This window comes from Microbacterium hydrocarbonoxydans, assembly GCF_011752045.1.
GTDB lineage: Bacteria > Actinomycetota > Actinomycetes > Actinomycetales > Microbacteriaceae > Microbacterium.
This window is the reverse complement of the sequence record NZ_JAAKXW010000001.1, coordinates 1,062,255-1,079,722: the sequence shown is the minus strand read 5'-3', so window position 1 is coordinate 1,079,722 and position 17,468 is coordinate 1,062,255. Positions and strand designations below refer to the sequence as shown.

Here is a 17,468-nt window from a genome sequence, read left to right as displayed (position 1 = left end):
ACAGGAGGACACAAGTGAAGCGGAACAAGATCGCCCTCGCGGGCACCGCACTCTTCGCGATCGGGGCCCTGGCGCTCGCCGGATGCTCGGCCGGCGGAAGCCCGGAACCCGGGGATGACACCTCGTCCGGTGATCCCACCGCCGTCATCTCGGTCAACAACACCGAACCGCAGAACCCGCTGATCCCGACGAACACCAACGAGGTGGGCGGTGGCCTGGTGCTGCAGAGCATCTTCGCCGGTCTGGTGTACTACGACGCCGAGGGCGCCGTGCACAACGACCTCGCCGAGTCCATCGAGACCGAGGACGCGCAGACCTACACGATCAAGATCAAGCCGGACCAGACCTTCACGAACGGCGACCCGGTCGACGCCGAGTCGTTCGTCAAGGCGTGGAACTACGGCGCAGCGCTCGACAACGCGCAGCTCTCGAGCTACTTCTTCGACTCCATCGAGGGCTTCTCGTACGACGAGAACGTCCCCGAGCTGTCCGGTCTCGAGGTCGTCGACGACCTGACCTTCACGGTCAAGCTGAAGCAGCCGGAGTCCGACTTCCCGCTCCGACTGGGCTACACGGCATACTTCCCGCTGCCGGCCTCCGCGTGGGAGGACCTCGAGGCCTTCGGCGAGAACCCGGTCGGCAACGGTCCGTACAAGTTCGAGGAGGAGGGTGCCTGGCAGCACAATGTGCGCATCGACCTCGTCAAGAACGAGGACTACACCGGCCCCCGCGAGGCGCAGAACGGCGGCGTGGACATGATCCTCTACGCGTCGACCGACGCCGCCTACGCCGACCTGCAGGGCGGCGACCTGGACATCATCCAGGAGATCCCGGACAGCGCGCTGCAGACGTTCGAGACCGACTTCGAGGGCCGCACGGTCAACCAGCCGGCTGCCGCGAACGCCACGATCACCATTCCGGAGCGCCTCGAGCACTTCAGCGGTGAGGAGGGTCAGCTGCGCCGCGCCGCGATCTCGCACGCGATCAACCGCGAGGAGATCACCGACGTCGTCTTCAACGGCACCCGCACCCCGGCGAAGGACTTCACCTCGCCGGTGATCGACGGCTACTCCGAGGACATCCCCGGTTCCGAGGTGCTCGAGTTCGACGCGGACAAGGCCAAGGAGCTGTGGGCCGAGGCCGACGCCATCGCCCCGTGGACCGGATCCTTCGAGATCCAGTACAACGCCGACGGCCCGAACCAGGGCTGGGTCGACGCAGTCGCGAACCAGATCAAGAACAACCTCGGCATCGAGGCGGCCGGCAAGCCGATCCCGACCTTCGCCGAGCACCGCACGCTGATCACCGAGCGTCAGTCGACCACCGCCTTCCGGACCGGCTGGCAGTTCGACTACCCGTCGATGTTCAACGGCCTCGGCCCGATCTTCGGCACGGGCGCAGGCTCGAACGACGGCGACTACTCGAACCCCGAGTTCGACGCTCTCCTGGACGAGGGTGCGGCGGCTCCGGACGTCGAGGCCGGCATCGAGAAGTTCCAGCAGGCGCAGGAGATCCTGTTCCAGGACCTCCCGGCCATCCCGCTCTGGTACACCAACGCCATGGGCGCCTGGGGTGAGGACGTCGAGAACGTGGAGTTCGGCTGGGACACCTGGCCGATCCTCTACCAGGTCACGAAGGCCGGCGAGTAAAGTCTGACGATACTCACCCTGTGAGGCGGTGACGATTCTTTCGTCACCGCCTCACAGGCTGTATCCGTCACGACTTCCTCGCCTCCTGACCCGACGGGACAACTGATGCTCGGTTATATCCTGAGACGTCTCCTGCAGGTGATTCCGGTGTTCTTCGGAGCCACCCTGCTCATCTACTTCCTCGTGTTCGCCATGCCCGGCGACCCGATCCTCGCGCTCTTCGGCGACCGCACCCCGAACCCGGCGGTCGTCGAGCAGCTGCGCGAGCACTACCACCTGAACGACCCGTTCATCGTCCAGTACTGGTACTACATCAGCGGCGTGTTCACGGGGAACCTCGGGGACACGTTCTCGGGTCGACCCGTCTCGGCCGTGCTCGCGGAGACGCTCCCGGTCACGGGACGGCTCGCGGTGATGTCGATCGGGATCGAGTTCACGCTCGCCATCATCATCGGAACCATCTCTGCGCTCCGCAAGGGCAAGCTGTTCGACCACGTCGCGCTGATCATCGCGCTCGTCGCGATCGCCATCCCGATCTTCGTCGTGGCGTTCCTCGCGCAGTACTTCCTCGCGATCCAGTGGGGCCTTTTCAAGCCCACGGTCGGTTCCGACAACGACTGGGGCGGTCTGTGGCTGCCGGCGATCGTGCTCGGCTTCAGCCTGTACGCGGTGAGCATGCGCCTGATGCGCAGCTCGGTGATCGACACCCTCAACCAGGACTGGGTGCGCACCGCCTACAGCAAGGGTCTCTCACGCGGTCGCGTGATCCCGGTGCACGTGCTGCGCAACTCGCTGATCCCGGTGATCACGAACTCGGCCACCAACTTCGGCGTGCTGCTCGTCGGCGCGACCGTCACCGAGGCGATCTTCAACGTCCCCGGCGTCGGCAACACGCTGTACAACGCCGCGATCCGCAACGAAGGACCGACCGTGGTCTCCTTCGTCACGGTGTTCGTGATCCTGTACGTCCTGGTGAACCTCGTCATCGACCTGCTCTATGGTCTGCTCGACCCAAGGATCCGCTATGCCTGACCCCACAACTCAGCATCATTACGTCGCTCCGGTCGAGACCGAGAGCATCGCGGTCGACGTGGTCCGGGTCGCGGAGAAGCCGAGCAACCTCTGGCGGGACGCCTGGGTCGACCTCCGGCGTCGCCCGCTGTTCTGGGCATCCGTCGTCCTCGCCGTCTTCTTCCTCGTGATGGCGCTCTGGCCGACTCTGTTCACCTCGGTCGACCCGCGGGCCTGCGAACTGCAGTACAGCAACGACGGTCCCGCAGCCGGTCATCCGCTCGGGTACACCTTCCAGGGCTGCGACATCTACGCGCGCATCATCTGGGGTGCTCAGACCTCGCTCTCCGTCGGTCTGCTCGCCACCCTGATCTCCTCCGTGCTGGGGCTCATCATGGGTGCGCTGGCGGGCTTCTACGGAGGCTGGCTCGACTCGTTCCTCTCCCGGGTCGGTGACATCTTCTTCGCGATCCCGTACATCCTCGCGGCCGTCGTCGTGATGACGGTCTTCTCGCAGTACCGGTCGGTGCCGGTGCTGGCCCTTGCGATCGGAGGCTTCGCCTGGGCGTCGACCGCCCGCGTCGTGCGCGCCGAGGTTCTGAGGGTGCGGCAGGCGGACTTCGTCGTGGCATCCCGCGCGCTCGGACGCTCCAAGTTCGGCACGCTCATCGGGCACGTCATCCCGAACGCTCTCGCGCCGCTGCTCGTCGTGACCACGCTCAGCCTCGCCGCTTCCATCGTCGCGGAGGCGACCCTGTCGTTCCTCGGCGTCGGTCTCGGAAGCAGCGTGATGTCGTGGGGACTCGACATCGGCGCGGCGCAGGCGTCGCTCCGCGTCGCTCCGATGGCGCTCATCTATCCGTCGATCGCGCTCACCCTCGCGGTGCTCGCGTTCGTGACCCTGGGTGAGCTCATCCGAGACGCCCTCGACCCGAAGGCGAGGGCGCGTCGATGAGCGATAACGCAGCCGCACGGATCCCGCTGCTGAGCGTGCGCGACCTCAAGGTCGCGTTCCGCACGCAGGAGGGCGCGAAGGAAGTGCTCCACGGAGCGAGCTTCGACATCTACCCCGGCGAGACCGTGGCGATCGTGGGAGAGTCGGGTTCCGGCAAGTCCACGACGGCGACCGCCATCGTGAACCTCCTGCCGGGAACCGGAACCATCACCGGCGGATCGATCACCCTCGACGGGCGTGAGCTGACGACGCTCGGCCGCACCGCGATGGAGGGGGTGCGCGGCCGGGACATCGGCTTCGTCCCGCAGGATCCGATGTCGAACCTGAACCCGGTGTGGAGCATCGGCTTCCAGGTCAAGGAGGCCATCAGGGCCAACGGCATCGCGCAGGGCCGCGCCGCGGTCAGGGAGCGCGCGATCGAGGTTCTGAAGCAGGCGGGGCTCGCGGATGCCGAGCGGCGCCTGCACCAGTTCCCGCATCAGTTCTCCGGCGGCATGCGCCAGCGCGCGCTGATCGGCATCGGCCTCGCGGCCGACCCGAAGCTGCTGATCGCCGATGAGCCGACCTCGGCGCTGGACGTCACCGTCCAGCGGGTGATCCTCGATCACATGGCCTCTCTCACGCGCGACAAGGGCACCTCGGTGCTCCTCATCACGCACGACCTCGGCCTCGCTGCCGAGCGCGCAGAGAAGATCATCGTGATGAACAACGGGAACATCGTCGAGGCGGGCCCGAGCCGGCAGATCCTCGAGGATCCGCAGCATCCGTACACCAAGCGGCTCGTCGGCGCGGCGCCCAGCATCGCGTCGCAGCGCATCCAGGCTGTGGTGGAGGATCGGGGCATCGAGACGCTCGAGGACCTCGCCGACATCCCGCCGACCGTGCGCGTCTCCGGCCTCACGAAGGACTACCGGATCCGCCAGGGCGGCTTCCGCAGCGAGGCCTTCCGCGCCGTCGACGACGTCAGCTTCGAGATCCCGAAGGGCAAGACCCTCGCGCTGGTGGGGGAGTCGGGCTCCGGGAAGTCGACCGTGGCGAAGATGGTCCTCAAGCTCGAGGAGCCGACCAGCGGCACGATCGAGATCGACGGCAAGGACGTCTCGCGGCTGTCGAACGCGCAGGCGTTCGGGCTGCGGCGGCGGATGCAGCCGGTGTTCCAGGACCCGTACGGATCGCTGGATCCGCTGCGGAACATCGGGAACACCATCGCCGAGCCGCTGCAGATCCACAGCGTCGGAGACCGCGCTTCGCAGCGCGCGCGGGTCGAGGAGCTCCTCGACCAGGTCGCCCTGCCGCGCGCACTGGCCACCCGCTATCCGAACGAGCTCTCGGGTGGCCAGCGCCAGCGCGTCGCGATCGCCCGTGCGCTCGCGCTGAAGCCCGACATCGTCGTGCTCGACGAGGCCGTGTCCGCGCTCGACGTGCTGGTGCAGGACCAGATCCTGAAGCTGCTCGCCGACCTGCAGTCGGAGCTCGACCTGACGTACCTGTTCATCACCCACGACCTCGCGGTCGTGCGCGTGTCGAGCGATCTCGTCTGCGTGATGGAGAAGGGCCGCGTCGTCGAGCAGGGCACTGTCGACGAGATCTTCGCCAACCCGCAGGAGGAGTACACGGAGCGCCTGCTCCAGGCCATCCCGGGAGCGTCGATCACTCTCGGCGGCCGCTGACGGTGACGAAGCCGGAACACCCCGAGGACGCACGGACCTTCCGTGCGTCCTCGGGCCCCGTCATCCTGATCCTGACGGTGCTCTTCGCGCTGTTCCTCCTCGGCGACGCAGTGGTGCGCGCCGGCTGGGGGCAGATGCTGCTGCTCGCGCCGTGGATCCTGCTCATCGTCTGGGTGGTCTACGAGCTGAGCTTCGCCTCATCGGTGCGGATCGACGACCACGGCGCGGTCGTGCAGAACTTCCTCCGTCGCACGACGTTCGGCTGGCACCGGGTGCGCGACATCGATCTGCGCTGGCAGCTCGAGTTCGCGCTGGAGGACGGCTCGACGCTCAGCTCCTACGGAGGCCCGGCGCGTTCCCGGCCCGTGCGTGCACGGGGAAACGAGGACGAGCCCGCCAAGGCTCCCGCGGGTCTGCGCGACCTCACAGCGATCCGCGACCGCTGGGACGCGGCCGCCGGGATGGCGGCATCCGCTCCGATCCGCCGCACCTGGGACGCGCCGGCGCTCGTCGCGCTGGGAGTCATCGCAGTGTGGGCGACCGCGGCCGTCCTCATCGCGAACACCTGAGGGCGTTGCGGAGGCTCCTCATAGGTCAGCCTGGGAGGATCGTCGCATGCAGTGTCCCGCAGATGGTTCCACCCTGGTGATGAGCGAGCGCAGCGGCATCGAGATCGACTACTGCCCGCAATGCCGTGGCGTGTGGCTCGACCGCGGCGAGCTCGACAAGATCATCGAGCGCTCGGCATCCGCTCCGCAGCCGCAGGCATACGAGCCGCCGAGCTATGGCACGCAGCCGCGCTACGAGCAGCCGCGCTACGAGCAGCCGCGCTACGAGCAGCCGCGCCACGACGACCGCGGGCAGCGCCCGCACAAGCGCAAGCGGGAGAGCTGGCTCAGCGACCTCTTCGACTGAGCGGAACTCAGCCGGGCAGCCCGAACAGCGCGGGCCAGGCGGCTGCTGCCCACGGGTAGCCCACGAACGCCGTCGTGTCGATGAGGAAGTGCGCCACCAGGAACGGCATCAGCCGGCCGCCGCGCTGGAACAGCCAGCCGAAGAGCAGGCCCATGGCCAGATTGCCGAGGAATGCGCCCGGCCCCTGATACAGGTGGTACGTGGCGCGCAGCACCGAGGTGGCGACGATGATCGTCCACGGGCCCCAGCCGAGCCGCCGCAGCCGTGCGAACAGGTAGCCGAGAACGACGAACTCCTCCGAGATCGAGGCGCGCGCCGCGGCCAGCAGCAGCACCGGCACCGTCCACCAGTGCGCGTCGAGGCCGGCGGGGTTCACGGCCACGAACAGGCCGAGAGCACGCCCCGCGAGATACAGGCCCAGTCCCGGGATGCCGATGGCGAGGACGAGCAGGAAGCCGCGCCCGGCATCCGGCAGCATCCTCGTGCCGTCGAGACCCAGCCGGCCGAGATGCGGGCGCCGGCGCTGCCAGAGCAGGAAGCAGACCAGCAGGACGGGCACGAGCGAGAAGCCGATGGACAGGACCTGATAGATCAGGTCGAAGATCTCGCGGTCGCTGCGTGGCGGGTTCAAGGTCGCGGTCTGCTCCGCGAGCGGCGCGGTGTCGGTGAGACGGTAGGCGAGCTGGACGATCGCGTACACCGCGGACTGGCCGAGGCCGAGGGCGAGCACGATCGCGATCTCCCACCACAGGCGCGTGCGCCCCGGGGCCCGATGCCGTGCGCCCACGGACGTGGGGGAGAGGTCTGTGCCGGTCACGCTCCCGATCGTACGATGACCGCTCAGGAACAGGCTGAGTCCGTACGGTATCCTGGAACGTCGGCTTCCCGGCGCATCCCACCCCTCCTCTTAGGACTCCTGCATGGCGCACGCCCTCCGCTCAGACCTCCGAAACGTCGCGATCGTCGCTCACGTCGACCACGGCAAGACCACCCTCGTCGACGCGATGCTCCGTCAGACGGGCTCGTTCGGCGAGCACGCTCACGTCGAGGAGCGCGCCATGGACTCGAACGACCTCGAGCGCGAGAAGGGCATCACGATCCTCGCCAAGAACACGGCGATCACGTACAAGGGCAAGCACGCCGACGGCAAGGAGATCACGATCAACGTGATCGACACCCCGGGCCACGCCGACTTCGGTGGCGAGGTCGAGCGCGGCCTGTCGATGGTCGACGGCGTGGTGCTGCTGGTCGACGCCTCCGAGGGGCCGCTGCCGCAGACCCGCTTCGTGCTGCGCAAGGCGCTCGAGGCGAAGCTCCCCGTCATCCTCCTGGTCAACAAGACCGACCGTCCCGACGCGCGCATCGCCGAGGTCGAGGAGGAGGCGCACGACCTGCTGCTGGGTCTGGCCTCCGACCTCGTCGACGACGTGCCCGACCTCGACGTCGACGCCCTCCTCGACGTGCCGGTGGTCTACGCCTCCGGTCGCGCGGGTGCGGCATCGCAGAATCGCCCCGCCGACGGGTCGCTGCCGGACAACGACGACCTCGAGCCGCTGTTCGAGGCGATCCTCGAGCACGTCCCCGCCCCGTCGTACGACGATGAGGCGCCGCTGCAGGCGTGGGTCACCAACCTCGACTCGAGCCCGTTCCTCGGCCGCCTCGCGCTGCTGCGGGTCTTCAACGGCACGCTGAAGAAGGGGCAGACGGTCGCCTGGGTCCGTGCCGACGGCACAACCAGCAACGCCCGCATCACGGAGCTGCTCAAGACCCGCGCCCTCGAGCGCTACCCGGCCGAGGAGGCCGGCCCCGGCGACATCGTCGCCATCGCCGGCTTCGAGAACATCACGATCGGCGAGACCATCGCCGACCCCGAGGACGTCCGTCCGCTGCCGGCGATCACCGTCGACGACCCCGCCATCTCCATGACCATCGGCACGAACACCTCGCCGCTGATGGGCAAGGTCAAGGGGCACAAGCTCACCGCCCGCATGGTGAAGGACCGGCTCGACCGCGAGCTCATCGGAAACGTCTCGATCAAGGTCGTCGACATCGGTCGCCCGGACGCCTGGGAGGTGCAGGGTCGAGGCGAGCTCGCCCTCGCCATCCTCGTCGAGAACATGCGACGCGAGGGCTTCGAGCTCACCGTCGGCAAGCCGCAGGTGGTCACGAAGAAGATCGACGGCAAGACCTACGAGCCCTTCGAGCACCTGACGATCGACACCCCGGAGGAGCACCTCGGCGCGATCACCCAGCTGCTGGCGAACCGCAAGGGCCGGATGGAGAACATGACGAACCACGGCACCGGCTGGGTGCGCATGGAGTTCGTCGTCCCCTCGCGCGGCCTCATCGGCTTCCGCAGCGAGTTCCTCACCACCACCCGCGGCACCGGTATCGCCAACGCGATCTCGCACGGCTACGAGCCCTGGGCGGGGCAGATCGTGACGCGTCAGAACGGCTCCATCGTCGCCGATCGCCAGGGCGTCGTCACGCCGTTCGCGATGATCGCCCTGCAGGAGCGCATGTCGTTCTTCGTGCAGCCCACCGAAGAGGTCTACGAGGGCATGGTCATCGGCGAGAACTCGCGTGCCGATGACATGGACGTGAACATCACGAAGGAGAAGAAGCTCACCAACATGCGCTCCTCCACCGCCGACAACTTCGAGTCGATGACGCCGCCGCGTCTGCTCACGCTCGAGGAGAGCCTGGAGTTCGCCCGCGACGACGAATGCGTCGAGGTCACGCCCGAGAAGGTCCGCATCCGCAAGGTGATCCTGGACCAGACGATCCGCGCGCGCGAGACGTCCCGGCTCAAGCGCCAGGACGCCAACGCCTGAGAGAAGCCTGCGAGGTCGCTGAGCGAGACCTCCGCGAAAGGGCCCCACACCGCCGAAACGGCGGCTGTGGGGCCCTTTTCTCATGGAACGTCCAGGTCCGATGGATTTTTCGCTCAGGAAGCTCCTCCAGACTCGGTGACTTGCGCCCGGGACGAACTCCCGATGAGTGTCCTGTGCGGGCGCACGACGACCCGAAAGTCGAACCCATGCTTCAGAACACCCGTGCCCTTCGGCGCGCCTCCGCGGCGGCCGCCGCCCGCGACGCCGTCACCTCCCGCCGCCCGATGCTGATCCTGGGTGCCGCTTTCGGCGCCCTCCTCGGCATCACCCTCACCGTCGGCGTCGTGTCGGCTCCGGCCGCCGGCGCCGAGAGCACCGACCCTGTCGCGGCGGTCACCGAGTTCGTCACCGGCGAGGAGCCGCTGACGAGGATCGCCGACGAGGCGGCCGTCACGCTCATGGACGCCGAGGATGCCGTCGCCGCAGCCCGGTCTCTGAACGCCGACGTGGCCGTCTCCGGTCTGGTGCTGGACGCGGCGACGGCGTCGGTGGACACCGCGGACGTCGAGCGCGACATCGACCGCCTGGCCGATCGTGCGCTGATGCCCGCGATGCTCGTGGCGCTGCTGACTGCCGATGCGGCGCAGGAGACCGCGGAGGTCGTCGAGAGCACCGCGACGCTGCAGGCGGCGTTCACCGCCGCACAGGAGAAGAAGGCGGCAGAGGAGGCGGCGCGCATCGCCGCCGAGCAGGCCGCGGCGGCCGCCGCGGCCAACACGCCTGATGGGGCGAAGGCGGTCGCGCAGCAGATGGCGTCCAGCCAGTACGGCTGGGGTGCCGATCAGTTCCAGTGCCTCGTCTCACTGTGGAACAAGGAGTCGGGCTGGAACTACCAGGCCTACAACCCGTCCGGCGCCACCGGCATCCCGCAGGCGCTGCCGGGCAGCAAGATGGCGTCCGCCGGTGCCGACTGGCAGACGAACGCCGCCACCCAGATCGCGTGGGGTCTCGGCTACATCTCCTCGGTCTACGGAACGCCCTGCGCCGCGTGGGGGCACTCCCAGGCCACGAACTGGTACTGATCCCGCTCAGCGCAGTTCGGAGATGAGGACCGCGCTCGTGCCGGGAGCGGTCGCCTCGAAGAGGTGCGGAGCGTCGCCCGCATACGTGAGGTAGTCGCCGGGATTCAGCAGCACCGGTTCGCCGGCCGGGCCGATGCGTGCCTGGCCGGTCATCAGCACGACGTGCTCGATCGTGCCGGCGTGGTGCGGCTCGGAGCGTCTCGGGTCGCCGGGCTCGGCCTTGATCAGGTAGATGTCCCGGCGGGCGCCCGGCGGGCTGGCCGAGAGCAGCGTCGCGCTGTAGGCAGCGGCGGCGGACGGGACGCCCGCGAGCTCGTCGGCGCGGATGAGCGTCGGCGCATTCGACTGCTGGTCGACGAGCACCGCGAACGGGATGCCGAGGGCGACGCCGAGCGCCCACAGGGTCTCCACGCTCGGGTTTCCGGAGCCGGACTCGAGCTGAGACACCGTCGCCTTGGAGATTCCGGCGCGGCGGGCGAGCTCGGAGACGGACAGCGAGGCGGCCTCGCGCTCCCTGCGGAGCGTTCGTGCGATGCGGGTGCGGAGATCCTCCATCTGTTCATCATGTCAAACGTTCGTTCGCTTGACTATCCATCGCGCGTTGTTCAGAATGATGATCATGTGTTCACTCGAGCGAACGAGCGGCTCGTGAGCGCTGAGCGCGAGGTCTGGCGCGAGGCGCTCGGCGTCGTCCTCGCCACCAGCGCGTACGGCATCTCCTTCGGGGCCCTGGCCGTCGCATCCGGGCTCGACGTCTGGCAGACGTGCGTGCTGAGCCTGCTGATGTTCACCGGCGGCTCCCAGTTCGCCTTCGTCGGCGTGTTCGCGGCAGGCGGCATGGCGGCGCTGCCTTCCGCGATCGCCTCGGCCGCGCTGCTCGGCATCCGCAACGTCGCCTACGGCATGCGGATGTCGCCGATCATCGGAGGGACGTCCCGGCACCGGGTGGCCGCCGCGCACTTCACGATCGACGAGTCGACGGCCGTCGCGATCTCCCAGGACGACCCGCGGCTTCGACGCGTCGGGTTCTGGGTCACCGGCATCGGCATCTTCGTCGGATGGAACATCACCACGCTGATCGGCGCACTCGTCGGCGACGTCCTGGGCGACCCGCGCGCATGGGGACTGGATGCCGCGGCCGCGGCCGCCTTCCTCGCCCTGCTGTGGCCCCGGCTCAAGCAGCGGCAGGCGATCGCCGTGGGCATCGCCGCCGCCGTGGTGGCGACGGCGCTCACTCCGTTCCTGATGCCAGGGCTTCCGGTGCTCGTCGCCGCGCTCGTCGCGATCCTCGTCGGCTGGTTCAACTGGCTGGGGAGCAGGCAAGAGGTCGCGGAGGCGGCCGCGTGAGCATCTGGAGCGCGATCCTGCTCGCCGCCCTGATCTGCCTGTCACTCAAGGCCGTCGGCTACCTCGTGCCGCCGAAGGTGCTGGATGCGCCGCGCACCGCACGGATCTCCGACCTGCTCACGGTCGCCCTGCTCGCGGCGCTCGTCGCGGTGCAGACCCTGGGTGCGGGGCAGGCCGTCGTCGTCGACGCGCGGGTTCCCGCCCTGCTCGTCGCCGCGGGGCTGCTGTGGCTGCGTCAGTCGTTCCTCGTGGTGGTGGTCGCGGCCGCCGTCGTCGCGGCGATGCTCCGGCTGTTCGGGCTGGCCGTCTGACGTCGGTGCGGTCCTCGGCAGGAGAGACGTTCGCGGCCGGCACGCGTAGGATCGTCTGGTGCGCATCAGCTGGATCTCGAAGGTGCTGTCCTGGGTGGCGGCCGCATTGGTCGGCGGGGTCTTCGGCGTCGCGGGGACGATCGGGCACAGCGTGAGCTGGGGTCCCGTCCCCGTCGGGATGATCGTCGGCACGGTCGCATGCGGGGCGATCCTCGTGGCGATCAGGGCACTCACGCACGACCGCGGTGCGACCCTCGCCGCGGGGCTCGGGATGGTCGGGATGCTGGTGCTGATCTCCGGCGTCGGCCCTGGCGGCTCCGTGGTCGTCGAGGACACGGCGTACGGTCGCGTCTGGATCTATCTCGTCGCAGGTCTCGTGCTCCTCGCCGTGGCCTGGCCCCGGCTCTCGAAGCTTCCCGTGACGACGCAGTCCAGTGCCTCCCATGCCACCGGCGAGGCGGCTGCGCCACTGATCATCGAGGTGCCGGGCGTCACCGGGGGAGAGCAGACCGCCCGCGAGTCGTAGACTGAAGCGGTGACGTATGTGATCGCCCTTCCCTGTGTCGATGTGAAGGATCGTGCCTGCATCGACGAGTGCCCCGTGGACTGCATCTACGAGGGTGAACGCTCGCTGTACATCCATCCGGACGAGTGCGTGGACTGCGGCGCCTGCGAGCCGGTGTGCCCTGTCGAGGCGATCTACTACGAGGACGACCTGCCCGAGGAGTGGCAGGACTACTACAAGGCGAACGTCGAGTTCTTCGACGAGATCGGCTCGCCCGGCGGCGCCGCCAAGGTCGGCGTCTACGACTTCGACCACCCGATCATCGCCGCCCTCCCGCCCCAGGGCGAGTAGGCCGTGAGCGTCCGGGACCTCGCCGACTACCCCTGGGACGCGGTCGCACCGTTCCGCGAGCGTGCGGAGCAGCATCCGCAGGGGCTCGTGGACCTCTCCATCGGCTCTCCGGTGGATCCGACGCCCGAGCTGATCCGCCGCGCCCTGGCCGAGGCGACCGACGCGCACGCCTATCCCCAGACCGTCGGCACGCCGGCGCTGCGCGAGGCGATCGTGGACTGGTACGCGCGTCGCCGCGGCGTCCCCGACCTCCGCGTCGACAACGTGCTGCCGACGATCGGCTCCAAGGAGCTCGTGGCGCTGCTGCCCACCCTGCTCGGCCTGGGGGAGGGCGACATCGTCGTGCACCCGCGCGTCGCCTACCCGACCTACGACGTCGGCGCGAGAGTGGCCGGCGCCACGCCGCTCCCCGCCGACGACCCCGCCGAGTGGCCCGAGGGCGCGAAGCTCATCTGGATCAACACCCCGGGGAACCCTGACGGGCGCACCTGGGGCGTCGATGAACTGGCCGCCGCGGTGTCCCGCGCGCGTGAGATCGGAGCGGTGCTGGCCAGCGACGAGTGCTACGCGGAGCTCGGCTGGGACGGTCCGTGGGCCACCGAGCCCGTCCCGTCGATCCTCGATCCGCGCGTCACCGGCGGAAGCCGCTCGAACCTTCTGAGCGTGTACTCGCTGAGCAAGCAGTCGAACCTCGCCGGGTACCGCGCGGCCTTCCTCGCCGGCTGCGCGCGGATCGTGGGCGAGCTCCTCACCGCGCGCAAGCACCTCGGGCTGATGCCGCCCGCGCCGGTGCAGCACGCCATGGCGGTCGCGCTGCGCGACGACGAACACGTCCGTGCGCAGAAGGAGCTCTATCGCGCCCGCCGCGACGCGCTGCGGCCCGCTCTCGAGGCCGCGGGCTTCCGCATCGACGGATCCGAGGCCGGGCTGTACCTCTGGGCGACGGAGGGACGCGACGCCTGGGAGAGCATGGACCGCCTCGCCGGCCTCGGCATCCTGGCCGGCCCCGGTCCGTTCTACGGTGCGCACTCGGGTGAACACGTCCGGCTCTCGCTCACGGCGCCGAGCGCGCGCGTCGACGAGGCTGCCCGGCGCCTGCTTGGGGAGAGTCTGTAGAGAATCTCCTTGTGTTTCCGATCCTTTTGGCGGATGTCACAGTAGGCCGATGCGGCTATTAGGCTGTAGTGGCGATTCGGTCGTCATCCCCCAGACCGAACTGAAGAGGAGGCCCGCGTGAGCGCAGCGGCAGACCAGCAGACGACGGCGAAGCTGACCATCGGCGAGACCACCGCCGAATTCCCGCTCGTGCGAGGCACAGCGGGTCACGACAGCATCGACTTCTCGACGCTGACCCGCCAGACCGGTTACACGGGTCTCGACTACGGTTTCGTGAACACCGCCTCCACGAAGTCGGAGATCACGTTCATCGACGGAGACAAGGGCATCCTCCGCTACCGCGGCTATCCGATCGAGCAGCTCGCAGGCAGGACGAGCTACCTCGAGGTCGCCTGGCTGCTGATCTACGGCGAGCTGCCCTCCGCCTCCGAGCTGGCAGAGTTCGACGAGAAGATCCGTCGCCACACCCTGCTGCACGAGGACCTCAAGCACTTCTTCTCGGCCCTGCCGCACACCGCGCATCCGATGTCGGTGCTCTCTTCGGCCGTCGCCGCCCTCTCCACCTACTACGAGGGACAGACCGACCCGCACAATCCTGAGCACGTCGAGCTGAACATGGTGCGCATGCTCGCCAAGCTCCCCGTCATCGCGGCCTACGCGCACAAGAAGAGCATCGGCCAGGCGTTCCTCTACCCGGACAACTCGCTCAGCTTCGTCGACAACTTCCTCAAGCTGAACTTCGGCGTGCACAGCGAGCCGTACGAGATCAACCCGGTCATGTCGAAGGCGCTCGAGCTGCTGCTGATCCTCCACGAGGACCACGAGCAGAACGCCTCCACCTCCACGGTGCGACTGGTGGGGTCGACCGGGGCGAACCAGTTCGCCTCCATCTCCGCCGGCATCCAGGCGCTCTCCGGACCGCTGCACGGCGGCGCCAACGAGGCCGTGCTGACGATGCTCGGGCAGATCCGGGAGTCGGGCCAGAGCGTCTCCCGCTTCGTCGAGCGGGTGAAGAACAAGGAAGACGGCGTGAAGCTGATGGGCTTCGGGCACCGCGTGTACAAGAACTACGATCCGCGCGCGAAGCTCGTCAAGGAGGCCGCCGACGAGGTGCTCTCCGAGCTCGGCGTCACCGACCCGCTCCTCGACCTCGCCAAGGAACTCGAGGAGATCGCCCTCGGGGACGACTACTTCCGCGAGCGCCGGCTGTACCCGAACGTCGATTTCTACACCGGCGTGATCTACAAGGCCATGGGCTTCCCGACCCGGATGTTCACCGTGCTCTTCGCGATCGGTCGGCTGCCCGGCTGGCTCGCTCAGTGGCGCGAGCTGCAGAACGACCCGCAGACGAAGATCGGGCGTCCGCAGCAGCTGTACGTCGGCTCCCCGGAGCGGACGTTCCAGACCCGCTGAGTCCGGCCAGTCCGTGCCTGTGGTCAGTGCTGAGGCCGTCGTCCCGGTCGATCCGGCGACGGCCTTCGCCGTCTCGCAGACCACGGGAGCGGTGCGCCGGCGGTGGGATCGATTCATCAGCGAGCAGCACTTCCTCGACGGAGCGGATGCCGCGGCCCGGGACGTGCGCACGTTCACGCGCCAGCGATTCGGGTTCGCGATGACCAGCCGATACGTCTCCTACACGCCGCCGACGAACGTCGGCATGGTGATGGAGTCGGGGCCGTGGTTCTTCGAGAGGCTCGGCGGCGGGTGGCGCTTCACCGCAGTGCCCGAGGGCACGCTGGCGGTGTGGAAGTACAACTTCGCCTGCCGCCCGGCCTGGCTCGCGCCGCTGGCGGAGCGGATCGGGGAGCGGCTGCTCGGCTACGAGATCCGGCGAAGGCTGGCCGGTTTCGTGCGCGGATGCTCCGACCCCGAGGTGCTCGCGGCCGTGAGGCGCTGAGCCCTTCGCGGCGCACCCCGCACACGCCGACGCCCCACCGGCGCGCCCACGCCCCATCCTGCTGACGTCTGTCAGAGGGGGCGTCGGCGGCCGGGTGGGGCGTCGGCGATGAGTCGAGGGTCAGCGGCCCTGGTAACCGCGGCCGCCGCCCTGTCGGGGCTGGCCGCCCTGACGCGACTGGCCGCCCTGACGGGACTGGCCGCCCTGACGGGATGCGCCGGGCTGCCCCTGACCGCCGCCCTGTCCCGAGCGGGGGCGACGACGACGGGCGGGGGGAGTGGTGGCTCCGGCACGCTCGCCGCCGGCAGGACGCTGCTTGGCCTGACGCTGCGGCTGAGCCTGCACGGGGGCAGGGCGCACGTGCGGCGCGCGCTCGGGGACGAGCTCTGTGACGGCATCCGCCGTCAGGTTCTCGAGCGGAGCCGTGATCTCGGCCTTGCGGAGGAGGTCCTTCACGTCGCGACGCTGGTCCGGCAGCACGACGGTGACGACGGTGCCCGCAGCGCCCGCGCGGGCGGTACGGCCCGAGCGGTGCAGGTACGCCTTGTGCTCCATGGGCGGGTCGACGTGCACGACGAGGTCGACGTTGTCGACGTGCACCCCGCGCGCGGCGACATCGGTCGCCACGAGAACGCGCACGCCGCCCTCATCCGGGTCGGAGGAGAACGCGCCGAGGTTGCGCTCGCGGGCGTTCTGCGAGAGGTTGCCGTGCAGGTCGACGGCCGGGATGCCGGACGCGGTCAGCTGCTTGGCGAGCTTCTTCGCCTGGTGCTTGGTGCGGGTGAAGAGGATGCGGCGTCCGGTGCCCGAGGCGAGGTCGCGCACGAGGGTCGTCTTGTTCTCCGTGGAGTCGACGACGAGGACGCGGTGCGTCATCTCGCCGACCGGCACGCTGGCCTCGTCGACCTCGTGGCTCACCGGGTTCACCAGGAACCGCCGCGCCAGCGTGTCGATGCCGCGGTCGAGCGTGGCGCTGAACAGCAGGCGCTGACCGCCGGCGGGCGTCGCGGTGAGGATGCGGGTGACGCCGGGGAGGAAGCCGAGGTCTGCCATGTGGTCGGCCTCGTCGAGCACGGTGACCTCGACCGCGCTGAGCCGCACGATCTGCTGCTTCATGAGGTCTTCGAGGCGGCCAGGGCACGCGACCACGATGTCGACGCCGCCGCGCAGCGCCTGCTCCTGCGGGCGCTGGCTGACGCCGCCGAAGACGGTGGTGACGGTGAGGCCGGCGGCCTCGGCCAGCGGGGCCACGGTCGCGGCGATCTGCGTGGCGAGCTCGCGGGTCGGGGCGAGCACGAGGCCTCGCGGGAGGCCGCTGCGGCGCCTGTTGCCGGAGGCGGCGAGACGCGCGACCAGGGGCAGCGCGAACGCGATGGTCTTGCCGCTGCCGGTGCGGCCGCGGCCGAGCAGGTCGCGACCGGCGAGGGAGTCGGGGAGGGTGTCGCGCTGGATGGCGAACGCCTCGGTCTTGCCGGAGGCGGCGAGGACGCTGGCGAGTTCGGCGGGAACGCCGAGTTCGAGGAAGGAAGGCATGGGGAGATCTCCGAGAGTGCACGCGCAGGCGAAGGGCCCGGGTGCGGGAAGGGTGGGCGACGGCGCGGGATCGCGCATCGTTTCGCCGTTCGAAATGGCCAGAACCAGGCTAGTGGCGCGGGAGCGTGTCGACGACGCAGACGTCTCGCCGGGCGAGTGGCGTCGAGACGACAGTATCACGCGCCGCCGGTGTGGGCCTGAACGCCCACCCGGCGACGTTCCGGTCGCACTCCGGCACAGTGCCGCTGCGCGGGACTGTGCGCGACTGCGACCGGAGGGCCCGCGGATGCCG

Annotated in this window: 18 protein-coding genes; 15 read left to right on the top strand and 3 right to left on the bottom strand. The window is 69.2% G+C overall.

The genetic code is table 11. From position 1 onward, the window contains the following. The first annotated feature begins 14 nt into the window (after positions 1-14). The 6 genes from G6G98_RS05085 to G6G98_RS05060 all read left to right on the top strand — a co-directional run bounded on the left by G6G98_RS05085 (position 15) and on the right by G6G98_RS05060 (position 6,200). Complete coding sequence (locus tag G6G98_RS05085) at positions 15-1,649, top strand: peptide ABC transporter substrate-binding protein (RefSeq protein WP_067350372.1); 1,635 nt, start codon at positions 15-17, stop codon at positions 1,647-1,649. Positions 1,650-1,754: 105 nt separating this feature from the next. Continuing rightward, the gene (locus G6G98_RS05080; protein WP_067350376.1) at positions 1,755-2,681 is read left to right on the top strand and encodes an ABC transporter permease; all 927 of its coding nucleotides are present in this window, start codon (positions 1,755-1,757) and stop codon (positions 2,679-2,681) included. Further along, positions 2,674-3,615 (top strand): ABC transporter permease, encoded by a 942-nt coding sequence (locus G6G98_RS05075; protein ID WP_067350379.1) that lies wholly within the window; start codon positions 2,674-2,676, stop codon positions 3,613-3,615. The genes G6G98_RS05080 and G6G98_RS05075 overlap by 8 nt, the downstream gene beginning before the upstream one ends. Further along, a complete protein-coding gene (locus G6G98_RS05070) occupies positions 3,612-5,285 on the top strand; it encodes a dipeptide ABC transporter ATP-binding protein (RefSeq protein ID WP_067350383.1) in 1,674 nt (557 codons plus the stop codon). The genes G6G98_RS05075 and G6G98_RS05070 overlap by 4 nt, the downstream gene beginning before the upstream one ends. A 2-nt stretch (positions 5,286-5,287) precedes the next feature. Continuing rightward, the gene (locus G6G98_RS05065; RefSeq protein ID WP_164233444.1) at positions 5,288-5,854 is read left to right on the top strand and encodes a PH domain-containing protein; all 567 of its coding nucleotides are present in this window, start codon (positions 5,288-5,290) and stop codon (positions 5,852-5,854) included. Positions 5,855-5,900: 46 nt separating this feature from the next. After that, positions 5,901-6,200: a zf-TFIIB domain-containing protein gene (locus G6G98_RS05060; RefSeq protein WP_067350390.1), complete on the top strand. Its 300-nt coding sequence runs from the start codon at positions 5,901-5,903 to the stop codon at positions 6,198-6,200. Positions 6,201-6,207: 7 nt separating this feature from the next. On the opposite strand, the gene G6G98_RS05055 is transcribed toward G6G98_RS05060, so the two are convergent. Then, positions 6,208-7,017: a CPBP family intramembrane glutamic endopeptidase gene (locus tag G6G98_RS05055; protein ID WP_166706056.1), complete on the bottom strand. Its 810-nt coding sequence runs from the start codon at positions 7,015-7,017 to the stop codon at positions 6,208-6,210. Between the two features lie 103 nt (positions 7,018-7,120). Here G6G98_RS05055 and typA point away from each other — a divergent pair, with 103 nt between their 5' ends. Next, positions 7,121-9,034, top strand: coding sequence for a translational GTPase TypA (typA, locus tag G6G98_RS05050; protein WP_067350393.1), 1,914 nt, complete (start codon positions 7,121-7,123; stop codon positions 9,032-9,034). 206 nt (positions 9,035-9,240) lie between these two features. Further along, positions 9,241-10,116: a phospholipase gene (locus tag G6G98_RS05045; RefSeq protein WP_164233446.1), complete on the top strand. Its 876-nt coding sequence runs from the start codon at positions 9,241-9,243 to the stop codon at positions 10,114-10,116. A 6-nt stretch (positions 10,117-10,122) separates the two neighbouring features. Here the strand turns inward: G6G98_RS05045 and G6G98_RS05040 are convergent, their stop codons facing one another. Next, positions 10,123-10,671 (bottom strand): helix-turn-helix domain-containing protein, encoded by a 549-nt coding sequence (locus G6G98_RS05040; RefSeq protein WP_067350396.1) that lies wholly within the window; start codon positions 10,669-10,671, stop codon positions 10,123-10,125. Positions 10,672-10,764: 93 nt separating this feature from the next. On the opposite strand from G6G98_RS05040, the gene G6G98_RS05035 reads away from it, so the two are divergent. The 7 genes from G6G98_RS05035 to G6G98_RS05005 all read left to right on the top strand — a co-directional run bounded on the left by G6G98_RS05035 (position 10,765) and on the right by G6G98_RS05005 (position 15,643). Then, on the top strand, positions 10,765-11,463 hold the full coding sequence (locus tag G6G98_RS05035) for an AzlC family ABC transporter permease (protein ID WP_067353515.1): 699 nt from the start codon (positions 10,765-10,767) through the stop codon (positions 11,461-11,463). Beyond that, positions 11,460-11,774, top strand: coding sequence for an AzlD domain-containing protein (locus G6G98_RS05030; RefSeq protein WP_067350399.1), 315 nt, complete (start codon positions 11,460-11,462; stop codon positions 11,772-11,774). The genes G6G98_RS05035 and G6G98_RS05030 overlap by 4 nt, the downstream gene beginning before the upstream one ends. Before the next feature lie 58 nt (positions 11,775-11,832). Then, positions 11,833-12,300, top strand: a complete 468-nt coding sequence (locus G6G98_RS05025) for a histidinol dehydrogenase (RefSeq protein ID WP_243842008.1) — start codon at positions 11,833-11,835, stop codon at positions 12,298-12,300. Positions 12,301-12,309: 9 nt separating this feature from the next. Continuing rightward, a complete protein-coding gene (gene fdxA / locus G6G98_RS05020; RefSeq protein WP_067350402.1) occupies positions 12,310-12,630 on the top strand; it encodes a ferredoxin in 321 nt (106 codons plus the stop codon). 3 nt (positions 12,631-12,633) lie between these two features. After that, positions 12,634-13,746, top strand: a complete 1,113-nt coding sequence (gene dapC, locus G6G98_RS05015; protein ID WP_067350406.1) for a succinyldiaminopimelate transaminase — start codon at positions 12,634-12,636, stop codon at positions 13,744-13,746. A gap of 117 nt (positions 13,747-13,863) precedes the next feature. Continuing rightward, complete coding sequence (locus G6G98_RS05010; RefSeq protein ID WP_084788226.1) at positions 13,864-15,159, top strand: citrate synthase; 1,296 nt, start codon at positions 13,864-13,866, stop codon at positions 15,157-15,159. Between the two features lie 13 nt (positions 15,160-15,172). Beyond that, the gene (locus G6G98_RS05005) at positions 15,173-15,643 is read left to right on the top strand and encodes an SRPBCC family protein (RefSeq protein WP_164233448.1); all 471 of its coding nucleotides are present in this window, start codon (positions 15,173-15,175) and stop codon (positions 15,641-15,643) included. Between the two features lie 120 nt (positions 15,644-15,763). Here G6G98_RS05005 and G6G98_RS05000 read toward each other — a convergent pair whose 3' ends face one another. Then, positions 15,764-17,176 (bottom strand): DEAD/DEAH box helicase, encoded by a 1,413-nt coding sequence (locus G6G98_RS05000; protein ID WP_164233450.1) that lies wholly within the window; start codon positions 17,174-17,176, stop codon positions 15,764-15,766. Positions 17,177-17,468 lie beyond the last annotated feature (292 nt).

Coding starts and splice junctions, on each gene's coding strand:
- G6G98_RS05080 (WP_067350376.1), top strand. CDS start 1,755: ATGCTCGGTTATATCCTGAGACGTCTCCTGCAGGTGATTCCGGTGTTC.
- G6G98_RS05075 (WP_067350379.1), top strand. CDS start 2,674: ATGCCTGACCCCACAACTCAGCATCATTACGTCGCTCCGGTCGAGACC.
- G6G98_RS05070 (WP_067350383.1), top strand. CDS start 3,612: ATGAGCGATAACGCAGCCGCACGGATCCCGCTGCTGAGCGTGCGCGAC.
- G6G98_RS05060 (WP_067350390.1), top strand. CDS start 5,901: ATGCAGTGTCCCGCAGATGGTTCCACCCTGGTGATGAGCGAGCGCAGC.
- typA (WP_067350393.1), top strand. CDS start 7,121: ATGGCGCACGCCCTCCGCTCAGACCTCCGAAACGTCGCGATCGTCGCT.
- G6G98_RS05045 (WP_164233446.1), top strand. CDS start 9,241: ATGCTTCAGAACACCCGTGCCCTTCGGCGCGCCTCCGCGGCGGCCGCC.
- G6G98_RS05040 (WP_067350396.1), bottom strand. CDS start 10,671: ATGGAGGATCTCCGCACCCGCATCGCACGAACGCTCCGCAGGGAGCGC.
- G6G98_RS05000 (WP_164233450.1), bottom strand. CDS start 17,176: ATGCCTTCCTTCCTCGAACTCGGCGTTCCCGCCGAACTCGCCAGCGTC.